Genomic DNA, 18,419 nt, shown 5'->3' on the forward strand with positions numbered 1-18,419 from the left:
TGGGTCAACCCCAATTTGTATCGAGCTGTAAAATAAACAATTTAACCCAATATGCCAAACTCGAAGATCAACATTTCGTTCAATATTGATGCGTGGACAGCGAATTCATTCGGTTTATCCGAATCCAATGAATGGAAACAATGGGCAACAGAGATAAAATGGCCAGAAGATGGCAAAATCAATGTTGCAAATATTCCTGCGATGATGCGCAGAAGAATGAGCCCACTCAGTAAACTGGCGGTACAAACTGCAATCGAAATGCTTAATCAACATCAAGTTGATTACCTTGTATTTTCAAGCCGTCATGGTGAACTGCATCGCAGCGTCGCACTAGTTGAAGATATAATTAATGGAGAAGAGGCGTCTCCGATGGCTTTTTCTCAATCGGTGCACAATACCGCCGCAGGGCTTGCCACTATCGCAACTAAACAACCCATTCCCCTAACTTCTATCGCTGCGGCAGAAAACACATTCCAAAGCGCAATATTAGAAGCTTGGCTGTTTTTGTCCGACAATCCTGACAAAAAAGTACTGCTTGTTGATTTTGATGAGCCTATGCCTGACTCTTATTTAGAATATGAAAACCAACAATACCAAGGGTTTGGACTTGGCTTAATACTTTCTCATGGAGACAATTTCGCGATACAAAGCTCCATAAACGCAGAATGTTCCAGTCATCCTCTTCCTCAAGGTTTAGTATTTTTGCAACAATACTTGTTAGATAAAAGCCAGTGGACTATTTTCGCTCCGCATCAAGCTTGGGAATGGCACAAAAAATGATTCGCTTAAATCAGTATTGGCGTGTGCTAGCAACAGGCTTTTGTTTTTCAGTATTTGGGTTAGGTGGTTTAGTACTGAGCTTCATTGTTATTCCGACCATTCGTATTTTTGTTTCAGACCAAACGGAACGCGAATATAAAGTTCAAGGTGCGATTCGATATTCATTCAACACATTTTGTAAATTGATGAAGTTGAGTGGCGCAATCGATTATCAAATTATTGGCGCCGATATTCTTCAACAAGATCGTAATTGTTTAATTGTTGCCAACCACCCTAGTTTAATCGATTACGTTCTCATTGCTTCACAATTAAATCGCTGCGACTGTTTAGTAAAATCGGCAATATGGTCGAATCCTTTTATGAAGCACATCGTAAAAGCAGCCGGATATATTCCCAATGAAGCACCGGATGATTTATTAGCACTTTGTGATGAACGATTTAACAAAGGCAACGTGTTGCTTATATTTCCTGAGGGAACAAGAACAACACCAGGTGTAGAGCCGAAATTACAACGCGGTGCAGCACAAATTGCGGTAAGAACAGAACGAGATTTAAGAGTTGTCCATATTACGGTAACGCCAAGTTTCCTCACAAAAGAGAAAAAATGGTATCAAGTACCGGCAACAAAGCCCTTTTTCAGGGTTGAAGTAAAGGATAAAGTTGAGATTACCCCCTTTATAAAGCAAACTACGTCGCCGACAATAGCGGCGCGACGCTTACAACAGCACCTAGCTGAAAACATTTTTCCAGAAAACTTTTATTAATAAGCAGGTCCCAGTGGAACAGTTACACAACGACATTAAGCAACTTATTATTGATGCTTTAAACCTTGAAGATTTAACCGTAGATGATATTGAAACGGATGCACCACTTTTTGGTGATGGACTTGGCTTAGATTCTATCGACGCGCTTGAGCTTGGACTCGCAATAAAAAAACAATACAACATCGTTATTGATGCCGACGACTCAAATACGCGCGAACACTTTGCGTCTGTAGCAAATCTAGCGAAATACGTTTCTTCTCAAACTAATGAATAAGTTGTAGGTATATTCATGACTGATGTAAATAAAGATCAAGTATTTGAACAAGTTAAAGATGCGCTTGTTGAGCTGTTCGAAATTGACGCAGCCGACATTCAATCAGATGCGCACTTATACCAAGATCTCGATCTTGATAGCATTGACGCCGTTGATTTGGTCGTACACCTACAGAATGTCACTGGCAAAAAAATCAAGCCAGCAGAGTTTAGTGCAGTAAGAACCGTTGACGATGTGGTTAACGCTGTCACTGAGTTATTGAAGGAAAGTTAATGCGCCAATTGCTGACTGGTCTGTCTGCAATTGTACTGTTTGCCTACCCCTTCGCCGTCTATTTCGGTATAGATAAATTTGGCTTGAACTTAGTTGGGGGCTTGTTAATTGCTGCGTTACTTTTGCGTGTTTTCGTCGCAAATAAGACCCCACTAAAAGAGTTTAAGTTCTTGGCGCTCGTTACGGGCGCTGTTGGCATTGTCCTAATTACGCTTGGCATGGTGTTTAAACAACATGGGTGGCTTCAGTTTTACCCTGTCGTTGTCAATGTATGTATGCTGTGTGTATTTGGACTGAGCTTAAAACAGCCGCAATCGATCATAGAGAGGCTTGCTCGCTTGCAAGAACCCGACCTTCCGGCTAGTGGCGTGGCTTACACTCGCAAAGTGACGATGGTTTGGTGCGCCTTTTTTACGCTCAACGCTGCCGTTGCACTCTATACCTGTTTCCTACCAGTAAAAATATGGACGCTTTATAACGGCCTCATCAGCTACTTACTTGCTGGTGGCTTGTTCGCTGGAGAATGGATCGTGCGTCAATTTGTTCGAAAGGAACACTAATCGTATGAATACAACGTATTCGAGCTTTACCTCCCTAGCGACCTTGTTCATCGCAGAGAGGTCTGAGCAATCCCCAGTCTCTTACGAGCGCGACACGGTTATCACGTGGGGTGATTTCCAGCAGCATGTCGCAACACTTGCTCAGCAGTTAGAAACCCAACCAACGCAAAACATTGCGTTGTGTTTTGGCAGCAGCTACCTGTTTGCCGTTGGCTTTTTTGCTTGTTGTTATGCAGGAAAATCCATTGTATTACCTGGTAATTACCAACCAGAAGCACTCAAAGAGCTCAGTGAGCACTACGATTTGTTGCTGCATGATGCCGATGTCTCGGCTCCAGAAAAGGTGAGTTCACTCCTAGTAAAAGCTCAATCATTGGTAGACATCACCTTGATTCACGAGCAACAGATAGACCAACCTTTTGTTTGGCGCGAATTGAATCTGGCAAAAATACCAGTAACGTTATTTACTTCAGGTTCAAGCGGTAAACCAAAAGCCATTGCAAAAACGCTGAAACAGCTCGATATCGAAGTTGCTATTCTAGACAACCTGTGGGGCGACACGGTTGCCAACACACGCGTTGAAAGCACCGTCTCTCATCAACACATTTACGGCTTGCTGTTTCGCATATTGTGGCCTTTGTGCTCTGCACGTCCATTTTCAGCACACAACCTCGAATTCCCAGAGCAAATTGTCCATCACGCTGATGCTGACACCACGCTAGTAAGCAGCCCTGCGTTACTAAAACGACTCAGTGAAGAGCACAATCCGGTTGCGATTCGGTGTGTATTTTCTTCTGGTGGTCCCTTGCCAAACCAAGCCGCGCAGCACAGCCAGTTGTTGTTTGGGTCACTTCCTATTGAAGTTTTTGGCAGCACAGAAACCGGCGGCATCGCTTACCGTCAGCAGCACGTAGCTAGCACTCCCTGGACGTTATTCCCTGGTGTTGAAGCCGAGCTTAACCATGAAAATTGTTTAAAGCTCCGCTCGCCACACATTGATGAAAACACTTGGTACCAAACTGCGGATGAATGCTATTTCCATGATAGTATTTCTTTTGAATTGCGTGGACGCACTGACCGAATCGTCAAAGTCGAAGAAAAGCGTATTTCCCTTGTCGAAGTGGAAAAACGTTTAGAGCAATTGCCGTGGGTTCAAGAAAGCGTGGTGATCCCAATGGAAGAATCTGGTCGTCTCACATTAGTCTCGATCATCGTACTTAACGATCAAGGCAGCGATGTGCTTAATGAACTTGGTAAAGGCAAGTTTTGGCTTGAACTTCGCAAGGCACTGCGCAATTGGTTAGAACCGATCGCTATCCCGAGAAAATTCCGAGTGGTCGACGAAATTCCATTAAACAGCCAAGGCAAACGCCAAGTTGCTGAAATTGAAAAACTATTCCAATAAAGCTAGTAACATGGAAAAAAGAAAACCAACTATCCAGAATATTGAAGTGAGTGACCATACCGCGGAGCTGTCGCTGCGAGTGGATGCTGACATCTTAGATTTCCAAGGTCATTTCAATCACTTCCCTCTTTTACCCGGCGTCACTCAAATTGATTGGGCGCTGTTCTACGCCGTTCAACATTTGAATACTCCCAAGGTATTTAAAGGAATGGAAGTCATCAAATTTCAAGAGCCGATTCTGCCAAACGCCGACGTTTGCCTCTCACTCTCTTGGGACAATGAGCGCGAGAAATTGACCTTTAAGTACACATCGAAAAACGGTGAAACCTTGGTGACTCACTCTTCAGGCAAAATGAAACTGGGTGAGTCACGTGAGTGATTATCGCCCCTGCTTTTTAATTCCTTGCTACAACCACGGCAGCACAATTGCAGACGTGGTTGCGTCGTTATCCTCTTTCGCTTTGCCAGTGCTGGTCGTGGACGACGGCAGCAATGAAGACACCAAACAAGCGCTTTCTGCTTTGAGCAAGCAAGGGCTGATAAAACTGATTAGTTTGAGAGAAAACCAAGGCAAAGGTGGCGCTGTGATGGCAGGCCTACATCAAGCTCATCAACTTGGTTTTACGCACGCCATTCAAATCGACGCAGACGGTCAGCACGACCTAGAAGCATTGCCGAAATTGCTCAGCGCCAGCGAAACAAAACCAGATAACCTGATTTCGGGCCAACCGATATACGACGAGAGCGTACCTAAATCCCGTTTGTATGGTCGCTACGCTACACACGTTTGGGTGTGGATAGAAACCTTGTCACTGTCTATCAAAGACAGCATGTGCGGTTTTCGCGCCTACCCAGTGGCGAAAACGGTCGCCGTGTTGAACAAGTACAGCATTGGCAAACGCATGGATTTTGATATCGAAATTCTGGTGCGAATGTACTGGGAAGGCGTCGATATTGATTTTGTTCCAACGCGCGTGATCTACCCTGAAGGTGGCATTTCCCACTTCGACGCATTGCGGGATAACGTCAAGATAAGCTGGATGCACACTCGCCTATTTTTTGGCATGTTGCCGCGCATTCCTTCGCTACTCGCCAGAAAGCACAGTCACACAGACGACAGCAATGCCCACTGGTCGAAACGAAAAGAACAAGGCACGATTTTAGGCATCAAAACCTTGCTCGCGGTTTACCGCTTGTTCGGCAGAAAAGCGTTTGACCTGATTTTAAAATTAGTCATGCGCTACTACCACTTCACGGGTAAATCTGCCCGTGAAGCGTCTGAGGTTTACCTGCAAAACTTGCAGTACTACGCAACGCAGCAGAGCATCGCACTACCAAAGCAGTTGGACAGCTATCATCATCTGCTTTCCTTTGGGCGTACCATGCTCGACAAACTGGCAGCCTGGCAAGGTGACTTTAACGTCGATAACCTAACCATTCACGGCCAGCATCATTTCGAAGAGATGGCGCAGAAAAAACAAGGCGTGCTCATTTTAGGCTCGCACCTTGGCAATATCGAACTCTGCCGTGCGCTTGGTCGTCGACACTCTCATGTCAAAATCAATGCCTTGGTATTTACCCAACACGCTGAACAATTTAATGCTGTAATGAAGGCGGTAAACCCAAATTCGGAACTGAATCTGATTCAAGTCAGCTCAATGGGACCAGACACCGCGATTCTGCTTCAACAAAAAATCGAGCAAGGCGAATGGGTGGTGATCGTTGGCGATCGCACTTCCACCAGCAAAGAAAATCGTGTCGTTTGGGCAGATTTTCTTGGTAAACCTGCCCCATTCCCGCAAGGCCCATTCATGCTAGCCTCGGTATTAAAAGCGCCGGTCTATCTACTCTTCGGCCTACGCGACGATGAAGCGAACACTCCGCATTTTAATGTGTACTTTGAACACTTTAGTGACCAAGTCACGCTACCACGCAAGGAGCGTCAGCAGGCACTAGAACGCGTTGTTCAACAGTACGCACAAAGATTAGAACACCACACACTGCAAGCGCCGTTACAGTGGTACAACTTTTTTAACTTCTGGACTTTAAGTAATCAGCCACATGACAAACAACAATAATCACAACATCACTTTTGGTGCCCAATCTTTAACCATCGAAGATGTCGTTGCCATTGCTCAAGGTGCAAAGGCAAACATGAACACCTCGCCAGAATTTACCGCGAAAATTGATCGTGGCGTGGCGTTTCTGGAACGATTACTGAAAGAAGAAGGCGTTATTTACGGCGTGACTACGGGTTACGGCGATTCATGTACTGTGGCGATTCCACCCGCTCTTGTGGATGAACTTCCGTTGCACCTTACGCGCTTCCATGGCTGTGGCTTAGGTCAAATCCTTTCTCATGAGCAAGCTCGTGCGGTGCTGGCAACACGTTTATGTTCATTGTCGCAAGGCGTATCTGGCGTGTCTCACGATCTGTTGAACCAAATCGTTACGCTTATCAACCACGACATTGCGCCACGTATTCCACAAGAGGGCTCGGTGGGCGCAAGTGGCGATTTAACGCCTCTGTCTTACCTAGCGGCGACCTTAATTGGCGAGCGTGAAGTGCTTTACAAAGGCGATGTGCGACCAACACAAGAAGTATTTGCAGAGCTGGACATAGAGCCAATTCGCCTAAAACCAAAAGAAGGTTTGGCGTTAATGAACGGTACATCCGTGATGACTGCCCTCGCCTGTCTTGCCTACAAACGCGCAGAATACCTAGCTCAGCTATGCACCAAGATTACCGCGATGGTCTCTGTGGGTATGCAAGGTAATGACTTCCACTTTGATGAAGCGCTGTTTGCGGTAAAACCTCACCCTGGTCAACAGCAAGTTGCGGCTTGGCTGCGTGATGATCTTAATGCTGAACGTCCGCCACGCAATAGCGACCGACTGCAAGATCGCTACTCGCTGCGTTGCGCGCCACACGTAATTGGCATGGTGCAAGACTCACTGCCTTGGCTACGTCAATTGATCGAGAATGAACTAAATAGTGCCAACGACAATCCAATTATCGATGGCGACAACGAGCGCGTTCTGCACGGCGGTCACTTCTACGGTGGTCATATCGCAATGGCGATGGATACGTTGAAAGTGAACATTGCCAACTTAGCTGATTTGCTGGATCGTCAGATGGCGCAATTGATGGATTACAAGTTCAATAACGGCCTGCCGTTTAACTTAACCGGTGCAGAAGGCGAACGTAAACCGATCAACCACGGCTTTAAAGCGGTTCAGATTGGTATCTCAGCTTGGACGGCAGAAGCGTTGAAAAACACCATGCCAGCGAGCGTTTTTTCTCGCTCAACCGAATGTCACAACCAAGACAAAGTGAGCATGGGCACCATTGCGGCTCGTGATTGCCTACGCGTACTTGAGTTAACAGAGCAAGTTGCTGCGGCTTCACTCCTAGCAAGCGTTCAAGCGGTTGAGATTCGTCGCCGTCATAACGAATTGGACGAACACCACATGAGTCAGAGTTTGCGAGTAATTCGTGACGCCGTACTGAGCGAGTTTAAGTTTGTGATTGAAGATCGCCCGTTAGAACAAGATTTGCGTCATTTCATTGAACGCATTCAGCAACGTCATTGGCCACTCTACGCGGAGGTATAATGCAAGAGCAGGTTCTCTACCCATTAGAAGCGGAGGTGACTATGGTCACCTCATTCCAAGATGCTGACCCGATGGGCGTGATATATCACGGCAACTTCTTTCGGTATTTTGAAGAAGCGCGTCGTGTGCTGATGGAGAAGATCCAATACAGCTATCGCGATATGCAAGACTCTGGGTACATGTGGCCGATCATCGACACGCGCGTTAAATACGTCAAGGCGATTCCGTTTAATCACACCATTCGCATTACCGCGCAACTCACTGAGTGGGAAAACCGCTTGCGTGTGGATTACGTGATTTACGACGCCGAAACGAATCAACGTATGTGCAAAGCGCATACAACGCAAGTCGCCGTATCCATTGAAAAGCAAGAGATGTGCTTTGTGTCTCCAGCAGTCTTTTTAGATAAAGTAGAGCAATGGCACAACCATGGGAGCCTGAACTAATGCAAAAGTGGTTACTCTCTTTTTTGTTGATATTTTCTGTTCCAGCACTGGCCACACCGACAGCAAACGTAACGGATTTGGCATCGCTTCAACAGCAGTTGTCTCAGCATGAAATCGTACGCGGAGATTTTACGCAGCAGCGTCATCTGGAAATGTTTAGTCAACCTTTAACCTCTAAAGGTCAGTTCACACTGAGCAAAACACATGGCTTGTTGTGGCAACAAACTGAACCTTTCGCAGTCAATTTGGTATTGACGGAAAACAAACTTCGTCAGACTTTTGCCGACCAAGCTCCGAAAACGATCTCTGCACAAGAAAACCCAATGGCGTTCTACTTTAGCCATGTGTTTTTATCCGTGTTCCACGGGGATACTTCTGCACTGCAAGAACAATTCACACTCGATTTTTCAGTTGAGAACAATCAATGGCAGCTCGTTTTAGTGCCAAAACAGTCGCCATTAAATGCGGTGTTTCAATCCATCACTCTTTCCGGTAAAACGCACATTGATCGCCTAACCCTACAAGAGCTGCGTGGCGATAAGACCGAAATCACGTTTACGAACCAGACCTCTCTACCTCAGGAACTCACGGATGCCGAAGACGCTCAATTCCGTTTCTAAACTCAGTCTTGGCACTCATACCTTTGCTCTGGTTTGGCTCAATCTCGTTGTTTTAGCGGGCGCGTTGCTACTCAAACAATGGGTTTGGAGCGCAGAATCTCCGATTGAGACCAACATTTTAAAACTGTTGCCGAAGAACCAACAAAACCCAGTGGCTGAGCAAGCCTTTGAGTCGGTCTCGGCAAGTATGAGCGACAAAGTCATTTTCGTGATCACAGCGCCGGACAAAAATGCCCTTTTTGCAGCGGCCACTGAATTTGATAAGGGGTTACGACAAAGTAATCATTTTCGCGATGTGGTGGGAAAAATCTCACCTCAAGAGCAGCAAGCTTGGGCGAGTTACTACTTTAAGCACCGTTTCCAATTGCTGACGCCTGAACAACGAGAGCGTTTAAGCCAAAATCCAGAACAGCAAGTGCAGCATGTGATTCAATCTCTGTACAACCCGTTTTCTGGAGTGACTGGGCAAGAGTTACAAAATGATCCTTTCTTGCTATTTCGTGATTATTTAAGCCAAGTTACCCAGCAATCGTCCTCTTTCCGATTGGATAACGGCTATCTGTCCGTCGAAAAAGACGGTGCTCAATACTTGCTTATTACTGCTGAGCTAAAAGACTCGCCTTATAGCCTAACTGGGCAGCTTGCCGTCCCTGACATTCAAGCGCTAGAGCAAAGCGTCGCGCAGAAATATGGCGCTAAAGTGGCACATACTGGCGTTCTATTTTACGCCAACTTTGGTACGCAAAGTGCCAAATCGGAGATCAGTACCATCGGTGTGTTCTCTCTGCTCGGTATCATTGCATTGCTCGTGTTGGTCTTTCGTAGTGTGATGCCACTGTCTCTGGCACTGCTTTCCATCACCATTGGTTTGCTCGTTGCTTTGTCCGTTACGGCGTGGATTTTTGGAAAAGTCCATCTGTTCAGCTTAGTGTTTGGCGCAAGTTTAATCGGCGTGTCTATCGACTACGCATTCCACTACCTAACCGAACGCCTTGCGGCGGGAAATGAATGGGATAGCGAGCAAGGGTTAAAGCATATTTTCATAGCGATCACACTTGGCTTAATCACCAGTTTGATCGGCTATTTGGGCATGTTAGTGGCGCCGTTTCCTGGTTTGCAGCAGCTTGCGCTGTTTTCATCCATTGGTCTGATTGCCGCTTACATCACCGTGGTGGCTTGGTATCCGATACTGGCTCGTAACCCATCGCGCACCATTTCGACTTTACCGGGACAATCATTGTTGGCGAAATGGTTAACGCTTTGGAATCAACCTCGAATTAAAGTCGGATTACCGATGTTATGTGTGGTTGCGAGTGGTTTTTTCTTGCTGCAATTGAACTACGATGACGACATTCGTCTGCTGCAAACGATGCCGAACGATCTCAAGCAGCAAGAAACCTTGATTACGACGCTCAGTGGCATGCAATCTTCGCAGCAAATGTTGGTCGTTACCGCCGACGATGACGAAAACCTAATGAAAAAGCTGGAGTCTTTGACACCAACTTTAGAAGCATGGAAAGCGGACAGCACCATCGAAAGCTACCAGAGCCTGAGCCGCTACTTGAGCTCAGTGGAACGTCAGCAACAAGACTATCAATTGATTCGCGATCTTTACGCGACACAATCCAGCCCACTTGCTTCCGGGCTGGGCTTAAGTAAAAAGCCCAAAATGGACGCCGACTTTATCCCTGTTACGGTTGAACAGTACTTGCAAAACCCGGTATCAGCGCCTGTACGTTTTCTTCATTTGGGTAAAATTAAAGAAAAATCAGCAACGGTTGTGGTGTTAAACCAATTGCAAGACTCCGCTGTTGTTAAGGCATTTGCCAAATCACAGTCTGATGTTGTCTACCTAAACAAAGCTGAAGAAATATCCGCCCTATTTGGTGAATACCGAATCAAAATCATGGAGCTATTGGCAGCCGCCAGTGCTTTGATCTTTCTGGTATTAATCAAGCGGTACGGTCTGCAACACAGTTGGCGAGTTTTACTGCCATCATTGATTGCTTGCGCCTGCGGCCTGGCAACTGCTGTCGCGATGGGAACAACATTAAACCTGTTCAACTTGCTTGGCTTGGTGCTCATTCTTGGTATCGGGATCGATTACACTCTGTTCTTTGCCGAGAAAGCCCGCAGTGTGAGTACACTATTGGCGATCACCCTTTCGGCAATGACCACTGTGTTGTCATTTGGGTTGCTGTCACTCAGCCAAACTCACGCGATTCACAGTTTCGGCATTACGGTGTTAAGTGGTATTTTTGTCGCTTGGCTGCTCTCTCCGATTGCAATTAAAACAGAGGAAACGACGTCATGATTTTCAATCACGCCTTTCGCTGCGCGACGTTATTCGCACTGAGCCTGTTTTTAAGTGCATGCAGCTTGGTCCCTCACCAATCGACGCCTCAGGTCGACATTGCCGAGCACACCCAAGTTAGCTTACCCACTCCCGCAAGCTTGGGCTATCAGTTGTCTGCCAGTCAGTTAATTACGGCTTCTTGGGCAATAGATGGTAAAACCACATCTGAGCAACTTCCGGTACAACTGCAAGTGACCAACAACGAAGTGGTGCTGGCAGGCTTCTCATCCTGGGGGACAAGAGTACTCTCACTGTCTTACGATGGAGAACAAATTCAAACCGAAGTGCTCAATGGTTTACAAGGTTCGCTACCGCAGCCAGAACAGGTATTATTTAACCTGATGATCACGCTCTGGCCGAGTTCCGCTTGGGAAGGATCGTTAAATGAGGTAAGGTGGCGAATTATTGATAAAAATAATTCTCGCGCCATCTTTGATAGCGACGGTGAAAAGATCATTGAGATTCAATACAGCTCTTCTAACAAGTTAGAGGGTAAGATTGATTTTCATCACCTCAAACATCAGTTTTCAATTTCTATTCAAACACTGCAACATCAGATTAACTAAGAACAATTTAGAATAACAATATGCCTATTCGCTCTTCTCAACCTTTGTATATTCAGGCCTGTGGCTTTCACTCTGCCATGGGACAAGATGACGCGCTCATCCACCAGTGTTTATCGGGAGCGAAGCCATCCAACATGGTGGTTGACCAAGATATTTTAAATTCAGGCCGCCAAACAGTAATCGGTCGAATTGCACAGACGTTACCGCAATTACCGACCGCACTCAGCCAGTTTGATACGAGAAACAACCGCCTCGCACTTTCGGCTTTGCTGCAAATCGAAGGCGACGTGCGTGACGCCATGGCTAAATATGGTCGTGACCGTATCGCAGTCGTGATCGGCACCAGCACATCTGGCATTTTAGATGGCGAAATCGCATTTGGTGAAAAGCTGGCAAAGGGTAATTTTCCTGCCGACTACCATTACACCAAACAAGAGCTTGGCAACTGCAGCGATTTTATTGCCGCCTACTTTGATTTGAGCGGCCCACATTACTCAGTTTCAACCGCCTGTTCTTCTAGTGGCCGTGTCTTTTTAACCGCACAACGCCTGATTCGCTCTGGCATTGTTGATGCGGTTATTGTGGGTGGTGTGGATACCATTTGTCGCCTCACACTAAACGGCTTTAACGGTTTAGAAGCTCTATCCGATACCCTTTGTAAGCCGTTTGACCAACATCGCAACGGCATCAATATCGGTGAAGCCGCAGCATTAATGTTGCTAAGCAAAACACCTGCGCCCGTTGCTCTTCTCGGAGCTGGCGACAGCTCAGACGCACACCATATTTCCGCACCACATCCAGAAGGGTTAGGCGCAGAAGAAGCGATGAGAAAAGCGTTGGCCAATGCAGGACTTACAGTGCAAGACATTGGTTACATCAACGCGCATGGCACAGCAACGCCGTTAAACGATGCGATGGAAAGCAAAGCCATTCATCGCTGCTTTGGAGACTCCGTTCCCGTAAGCTCGACAAAGCCACTTACCGGACACACATTAGGCGCAGCAAGTGCAACGGAAGCCGCGATCGCTTGGCATATTCTCAAGTACAACCTTGATTTGCCAATACAACACTGCGAAACCAAAGCAGACGATATCCATATATCGTTAGTTGAGACGCCAACCAAACTGGGTAACAAAGCGATTCTCAGCAACTCTTTTGCTTTTGGTGGCAATAATATTAGTCTTATTTTTGGTTACGCTCATGACTAAACTTCCTCCCATCGAACAACTTTTGCCACACGACAAACCAATGATCTTGGTTGATCGTGCTTTGGATGTTCAACAAGATACGATTCACTGCCAGGTTGATATCGCAGAACACAACCCGTTCTTCGACTCGACCTCTCAAACCGTGCCAGCTTACGTTGGCATTGAGTTTATGGCGCAATCTGTCGCGGCGTGGTCTGGTTACCACGCATTAATGAAAGAACAAGCGCCACCGATTGGCTTTTTGCTTGGTAGCCGTCGATACACGTCTGAATGCGATACGTTTTCTCGCGGACAGGTGCTCGATGTGTATGCTGAAAAAGTTATGGAAGATAACGGTATGGCGGTTTTTTCAGCCCGTATTGAGCTACAAGGAACTGTTGTAGCGACTTGCCAATTGAACGTTTACGTTCCATCAGAAGAAAAATTACAAGAAATGAAAATCAGGAGTCAACAATGACCCGACAAGTCCTCGTTACAGGTGCCAGCAAAGGCATCGGTAAAGCCATTGCCGTTCAATTAGCCAAAGATGGTTTCCAAGTCATTGTCCATTACATGGGCGATCAACAAGGCGCGCAAGACACCCTAAACACCATCGAACAGCATGGTGGTAGCGGTCGTCTTATCCAATTCGACATCAGTGACCGTGCAGATTGTCGTGAGAAGCTAGAAGCCGATATCGCCGAACACGGCGCTTACTATGGCGTCGTAAACAACGCTGGCATCACAAAAGATACCGCTTTCCCTGCGATGACCGAAGAAGAATGGGATGGTGTGATTCATACCAACTTAGATAGCTTCTACAACGTTCTTCACCCTTGTGTTATGCCAATGGTGCAAAAGCGCAAAGGCGGCCGAATTGTTACGCTTGCATCAGTCTCTGGCCTAATGGGGAATCGTGGTCAAACTAACTACAGCGCAGCGAAAGCGGGCGTAATTGGTGCAACAAAATCACTCGCGCTTGAACTGGCAAAACGCAAAATCACCGTCAACTGCGTTGCTCCAGGGCTTATCGACACAGGCATGGTAGACGAACACGTGAAAGAACATGCGATGCCGCAAATTCCTTTGCGCCGCATGGGAGAGCCAGAAGAAGTTGCTGGTTTAGTCAGTTACCTTATGTCTGACATCGCAGGCTATGTAACTCGCCAAGTCATTTCGGTAAACGGAGGCCTAGTATGAACCGTCGAGTCGTTGTAACCGGAATGTCGGGCGTGACTGCGTTTGGTAACAATTGGCAATCTGTCGAGCCAAAACTGCGTGACTGCCAGAACGCGACGCAATACATGCCTTCTTACGAACAGTATGATGGTTTGAACACCAAGCTCGCGGCACCAATTTTAGATTTTGAACTGCCAAAGCACTACAAGCGCAAGCAAGTACGCGGCATGGGGCGTGTTTCTAAATTGGCGACCGTCGCAACAGAAAACGCACTGAGCCAAGCAGGTTTGATTGGTAACGACGTACTCACCAATGGTCAAACGGGTATCGCATACGGCTCATCAACAGGCAGTACTGACGCAATCGGCGCATTTGGTGTCATGCTGAATGAGAAAACCACTAAAGCGATCACCGCAACGACTTACGTGCAGATGATGCCGCATACCACGGCAGTGAACGTTGGTCTATTTTTCGGTTTGAAAGGCCGAGTGATCCCAACCAGCAGTGCATGTACCTCTGGCAGCCAAGCAATCGGCTACGCCTACGAAGCGATCAAGCACGGCTACCAAACGGTCATGGTTGCTGGTGGCGCTGAAGAATTGTGCCCAACGGAATCCGCTGTCTTCGATACCCTTTTTGCCACCAGTCTAAAGAATGAAGACCCGAAAAGCACACCAAGACCTTATGACTCCGATCGCGATGGTTTGGTGATTGGTGAAGGTGCGGGAACGCTAGTTCTGGAAGAGTACGAACACGCCGTCGCTCGTGGCGCGAAAATCTATGCAGAAATCATCGGTTTTGCCAGCAACTGTGATGCCGCACACGTCACTCAACCACAGATGGAAACCATGCAAATCTGTATGGAAATGGCTTTGCAAAACGCGGGGATTCCTGCTGAGAAGATCGACTATGTATCTGCTCACGGCACTGCCACCGACCGCGGCGATATTGCGGAAAGCAACGCAACAGCGAATGCTCTGGGCAAAGTGCCAATAAGTTCACTCAAGAGCTACTTTGGCCACACACTAGGCGCCTGTGGCGCGATTGAAGCGTGGCTAGGTTTAGAAATGATGCACACAGGCTGGTTCAACCCAACGCTCAACCTAAAAAACCTCGACGAGCAATGTGGTGATTTAGACTACATCGCCGGACAAGGCCGAGAGCTGGACGTGAAATATTTGATGAGTAACAACTTCGCCTTTGGCGGCATCAACACCTCCATCATCTTTAAAAAGATGTAATGCCCTTAGTAAATGCAAAAGCGCTGGTTAACCAGCGCTTTTTTGTTGGTTGCCTATCAGGTTCATATATCACGCTGTAACGGCAAACAAGACATTACCATTCCGCGATACAAAGGCGACTTTTAACACCACGAATTTGTAATCCCATCGCTTCAAAGACATGCTCAAAATCTTGACAAGATGCAGGCACATTAGGTAGCGACAATGAAGCCTCGGTAAAAAACGTCCGACTCAAATTATCCGTCTCTCCCCAAGCTAACTGCCACCAATCCAAAATTCGCGGCTTGGATGCGTTTAATCGATAGCTAGCAGGAATACGATCACGCTTGTTTAGGTTTTCAACCTTAGATGTTGGTAGTAAGTTCCACTTATCATTGTTGGGCCAATAAGCAAATGGCAAACAGTGATCAACGTGATACTCATTTCGTAATTTGCTTCCACTCCATACACTGACAATGTCGCAATGGCTGAGCTTCAACTGTTCAATTCTCTTTCGCACGACTCGCGTATCATGGTCTTTATCAATCCAGACCAAACAATCATGATACGTTTGCAGTGGAATACCCCGCTCTTGATTAGACCGAAATCGTTGCATTTCCATAATCCATTGGTTGACCACCAGCGGCTCAATCCAAGAGTTATACAATCGAAAACAATCCCAAAGGCTTTCATCCAACACAAACAGCCCATAACCTTCGAGGAACTCGCTATCCACAACAATTGAACGTTTTGGCTTCTTAGCTGAACGAATCATTTCAAAGTAAGGGTTTGATTTATCACCTTGATAGGTAAAAGTGACGGGACCATCTTTTATGGTTTTTAAGCTGTCTTTTATCGCTTTATCAAGCGCCACTGCATCTTCACCAAAAAATGTCGTGCCTATAGCAAGATCATCAGGACTTAAATGGGAAAGTCTGCCCCAGCCATCGGGCTTTATAAAACCTAGCCCTTTAGACGAGTTCGAGCTTTGCTGGATGTTCTCTTTATCGATTAAACGCTTAAATTGACGAATCCAATATAAGCCAACTAATCCTAATGGGATTGCAACTTTACCTTCGCTGCGATCAACCACTGCACCAGAATGAGCGTCTGCAATACGTAGTAAAGTACGTAGTAGTGCGAGCTTATAGGTAGCCGATTTGGAATCATTGACGATAATGTGGCGAACCTTATTCAGATCACCGGAACCATCATCAGGCAAAGACATCACTACAGTTTGCCAAGATACACCCGTTCGCTTTAACTGATCGTCATCGAGAGATACGTTTCTCACCATTAAAGCGCTATTCTTTGCAAACTTTTCGAGCTCTTCAACCGATACGGGATAAGCTTTACGACCGTCAGAAAAGTCACCGTGACGAAGGCTAATCACCAATCGACCATTAGGCGCTAACAAATTTGCAAGTTTGCGAAATGCACGTTCACGGTGCGTAGGCGCAAGATGCATCCATACCGCACTGACAAGAATTAAATCGAAGCGAAAGCCAAGATTAATGGTTTTCTCAAGCTTAGGTAATGCATCTTCAAGCCAAGTAACGGAATCGCCACAGTAAGACTTACCAAGCCTTAGAAGTGCTTGAGCAGGCTCAATCGCAACAACTTCACACCCATGCTCAGCCATCCATTTCGCGTCTCGACCAGAGCCCGCGCCAACATCTAACACACGATCTCCAGCCTGGGGCCAGAAGACTCTCCAACTCGCGTGGACATCCTCAAACTGGATCGATGTGTATTGCTTCGCGAAAGAGTCGGCGTGTCGGTCATAAAAGTTAGAAGTGGCAGGCATAAAGGTTAACGAAAGGTAATTAATATGCGTCCATATTAATTGCTAGAAATTGCAATGGCTAGAATGCCATTCAAAAGTTGTAGATAGAGTGGCAATTACAGCCAAAAACCTAAAAACGACAAAGCCCCGACGACTCAAAGAGTTACCGGGGCTTTTGAATAAATGGCACGCCCTATTGGATTCGAACCAATGACCACATCCTTAGAAGGGACGTGCTCTATCCAGCTGAGCTAAGGGCGCGCTACAGGGACAGGATTATACGAGTTCAAACGGGTAAATCAACGGGTTTTCATAACATTCTGATCTGAATGCCTAAAAAAAGTCCATTAAAACGCTTAATGTTCAAAAACACCACAAAGCAAACGTTTGCGTATGGATGTTGATAAGAAATTCTGCGACAATGCGCCGCAGATAATCTGCCTTCTTAATTTATAAGGAAAGTCATGACTGCTCAAAATATAGACGGAACTCTCATTTCCCAAACTGTTCGATCTGAAGTGGCTGCACGTGTTAAAGCACGTGTTGAAGCTGGGCTACGTGCTCCTGGTTTAGCAGTGGTTCTAGTTGGTGAAGATCCTGCTTCTCAGGTTTATGTCGGTAGCAAACGCCGCGCATGTGAAGAAGTTGGGTTTGTTTCTAAGTCTTTTGACCTTCCTGCGTCTAGCTCAGAAGAAGAGTTACTAGCTCTGATTGATGAATTAAACAACGATGATGAAATTGACGGCATTCTAGTGCAATTACCCCTTCCTGCGGGCATAGACACAACACATGTTTTAGAGCGCATTCACCCAGAGAAGGACGTGGATGGCTTCCATCCTTACAACGTTGGTCGTCTTGCGCAGCGTATTCCAAAGCTTCGCTCTTGCACGCCAAAGGGCATAATTACCCTACTCGACCGTTACAACATTGAGCTACGTGGTAAACATGCGGTTGTGGTTGGTGCATCAAACATTGTTGGTCGTCCAATGACACTTGAGCTGCTGCTTGCGGGCTGCACAACAACAACATGTCACCGTTTTACCAAAGACCTAGAGAGTCATGTGCGTCAAGCTGACGTTGTCGTGGTTGCGGTTGGTAAGCCTAACTTCATCCCTGGTGAGTGGATTAAAAAAGGCGCAGTGGTGGTCGATGTCGGTATTAACCGTCTTGATTCAGGCAAACTAGTTGGCGACGTGGAATACGACAAAGCACGTGAAAGTGCGAGCTTTATTACTCCTGTTCCTGGTGGCGTTGGCCCAATGACCGTCGCAAGTTTAATTGAGAACACGATGCTCGCTTGCGAACAGTTCCACACAGACAAATAACGTAAAACTTCAGATACGAAAAAGGCTCCGCAAGGAGCCTTTTTGCTAATTGTTGATATCTAT

General features: G+C 46.5%; 19 protein-coding genes and 1 tRNA gene. 18 read left to right on the plus strand and 2 right to left on the minus strand.

Annotated features, from left to right (window positions below; translation table 11 throughout):
• Window positions 1–51: 51 nt before the first annotated feature.
• Genes R7Q48_RS10800 through R7Q48_RS10880 form a run of 17 tightly spaced genes read left to right on the plus strand, consistent with a single transcriptional unit; the run spans window position 52 to window position 15,266 of the window.
• A complete protein-coding gene (locus R7Q48_RS10800; RefSeq protein WP_206954006.1) occupies window positions 52–780 on the plus strand; it encodes a beta-ketoacyl synthase chain length factor in 729 nt (242 codons plus the stop codon).
• Window positions 777–1,544: a lysophospholipid acyltransferase family protein gene (locus R7Q48_RS10805; protein ID WP_053307503.1), complete on the plus strand. Its 768-nt coding sequence runs from the start codon at window positions 777–779 to the stop codon at window positions 1,542–1,544. Before R7Q48_RS10800 ends, R7Q48_RS10805 begins: the two co-directional genes overlap by 4 nt.
• A 13-nt stretch (window positions 1,545–1,557) precedes the next feature.
• Window positions 1,558–1,818, plus strand: coding sequence for a phosphopantetheine-binding protein (locus R7Q48_RS10810; RefSeq protein ID WP_005382278.1), 261 nt, complete (start codon window positions 1,558–1,560; stop codon window positions 1,816–1,818).
• A gap of 15 nt (window positions 1,819–1,833) precedes the next feature.
• On the plus strand, window positions 1,834–2,091 hold the full coding sequence (locus R7Q48_RS10815; RefSeq protein ID WP_005382279.1) for an acyl carrier protein: 258 nt from the start codon (window positions 1,834–1,836) through the stop codon (window positions 2,089–2,091).
• Window positions 2,091–2,651, plus strand: coding sequence for a hypothetical protein (locus R7Q48_RS10820; RefSeq protein ID WP_025766967.1), 561 nt, complete (start codon window positions 2,091–2,093; stop codon window positions 2,649–2,651). The genes R7Q48_RS10815 and R7Q48_RS10820 overlap by 1 nt, the downstream gene beginning before the upstream one ends.
• A 4-nt stretch (window positions 2,652–2,655) precedes the next feature.
• Window positions 2,656–4,056 (plus strand): AMP-binding protein, encoded by a 1,401-nt coding sequence (locus tag R7Q48_RS10825; protein WP_262580014.1) that lies wholly within the window; start codon window positions 2,656–2,658, stop codon window positions 4,054–4,056.
• Window positions 4,057–4,066: 10 nt separating this feature from the next.
• Complete coding sequence (locus tag R7Q48_RS10830) at window positions 4,067–4,435, plus strand: 3-hydroxyacyl-ACP dehydratase (RefSeq protein WP_193837661.1); 369 nt, start codon at window positions 4,067–4,069, stop codon at window positions 4,433–4,435.
• Entirely contained in the window at window positions 4,428–6,134 is a 1,707-nt protein-coding gene (locus R7Q48_RS10835) for a glycosyltransferase family 2 protein (RefSeq protein WP_262580015.1), read from the plus strand. Before R7Q48_RS10830 ends, R7Q48_RS10835 begins: the two co-directional genes overlap by 8 nt.
• On the plus strand, window positions 6,118–7,671 hold the full coding sequence (hutH, locus tag R7Q48_RS10840) for an HAL/PAL/TAL family ammonia-lyase (protein WP_021449613.1): 1,554 nt from the start codon (window positions 6,118–6,120) through the stop codon (window positions 7,669–7,671). Before R7Q48_RS10835 ends, hutH begins: the two co-directional genes overlap by 17 nt.
• Window positions 7,671–8,117 carry an acyl-CoA thioesterase gene (locus R7Q48_RS10845; protein WP_005388315.1) on the plus strand — a complete coding sequence of 149 codons (447 nt, stop codon included), beginning with the start codon at window positions 7,671–7,673 and terminating at the stop codon, window positions 8,115–8,117. Before hutH ends, R7Q48_RS10845 begins: the two co-directional genes overlap by 1 nt.
• Entirely contained in the window at window positions 8,117–8,737 is a 621-nt protein-coding gene (locus tag R7Q48_RS10850; RefSeq protein WP_025517803.1) for a LolA family protein, read from the plus strand. The genes R7Q48_RS10845 and R7Q48_RS10850 overlap by 1 nt, the downstream gene beginning before the upstream one ends.
• On the plus strand, window positions 8,709–11,051 hold the full coding sequence (locus R7Q48_RS10855) for an MMPL family transporter (RefSeq protein WP_318132279.1): 2,343 nt from the start codon (window positions 8,709–8,711) through the stop codon (window positions 11,049–11,051). Before R7Q48_RS10850 ends, R7Q48_RS10855 begins: the two co-directional genes overlap by 29 nt.
• Window positions 11,048–11,659 (plus strand): DUF3261 domain-containing protein, encoded by a 612-nt coding sequence (locus R7Q48_RS10860; RefSeq protein WP_054575211.1) that lies wholly within the window; start codon window positions 11,048–11,050, stop codon window positions 11,657–11,659. Before R7Q48_RS10855 ends, R7Q48_RS10860 begins: the two co-directional genes overlap by 4 nt.
• A gap of 20 nt (window positions 11,660–11,679) precedes the next feature.
• Window positions 11,680–12,867, plus strand: a complete 1,188-nt coding sequence (locus tag R7Q48_RS10865) for a beta-ketoacyl-[acyl-carrier-protein] synthase family protein (protein ID WP_262580018.1) — start codon at window positions 11,680–11,682, stop codon at window positions 12,865–12,867.
• Window positions 12,860–13,324 (plus strand): hotdog family protein, encoded by a 465-nt coding sequence (locus R7Q48_RS10870; protein WP_005388322.1) that lies wholly within the window; start codon window positions 12,860–12,862, stop codon window positions 13,322–13,324. The genes R7Q48_RS10865 and R7Q48_RS10870 overlap by 8 nt, the downstream gene beginning before the upstream one ends.
• Window positions 13,321–14,046, plus strand: coding sequence for a 3-oxoacyl-ACP reductase FabG (fabG, locus tag R7Q48_RS10875; RefSeq protein WP_005388326.1), 726 nt, complete (start codon window positions 13,321–13,323; stop codon window positions 14,044–14,046). Before R7Q48_RS10870 ends, fabG begins: the two co-directional genes overlap by 4 nt.
• Window positions 14,043–15,266, plus strand: a complete 1,224-nt coding sequence (locus R7Q48_RS10880; RefSeq protein ID WP_206953998.1) for a beta-ketoacyl-ACP synthase — start codon at window positions 14,043–14,045, stop codon at window positions 15,264–15,266. The genes fabG and R7Q48_RS10880 overlap by 4 nt, the downstream gene beginning before the upstream one ends.
• A 94-nt stretch (window positions 15,267–15,360) precedes the next feature.
• On the opposite strand, the gene R7Q48_RS10885 is transcribed toward R7Q48_RS10880, so the two are convergent.
• Window positions 15,361–17,052, minus strand: coding sequence for a class I SAM-dependent methyltransferase (locus R7Q48_RS10885; RefSeq protein ID WP_005382296.1), 1,692 nt, complete (start codon window positions 17,050–17,052; stop codon window positions 15,361–15,363).
• A gap of 163 nt (window positions 17,053–17,215) precedes the next feature.
• Window positions 17,216–17,292 (minus strand) — tRNA-Arg (locus R7Q48_RS10890).
• A 203-nt stretch (window positions 17,293–17,495) separates the two neighbouring features.
• Between R7Q48_RS10890 and folD the strand changes: the two genes are divergently transcribed.
• Window positions 17,496–18,356, plus strand: a complete 861-nt coding sequence (folD, locus tag R7Q48_RS10895; RefSeq protein ID WP_005382297.1) for a bifunctional methylenetetrahydrofolate dehydrogenase/methenyltetrahydrofolate cyclohydrolase FolD — start codon at window positions 17,496–17,498, stop codon at window positions 18,354–18,356.
• The last annotated feature ends 63 nt before the right edge of the window (window positions 18,357–18,419 follow it).

Source organism: Vibrio sp. 378 (genome assembly GCF_033339435.1).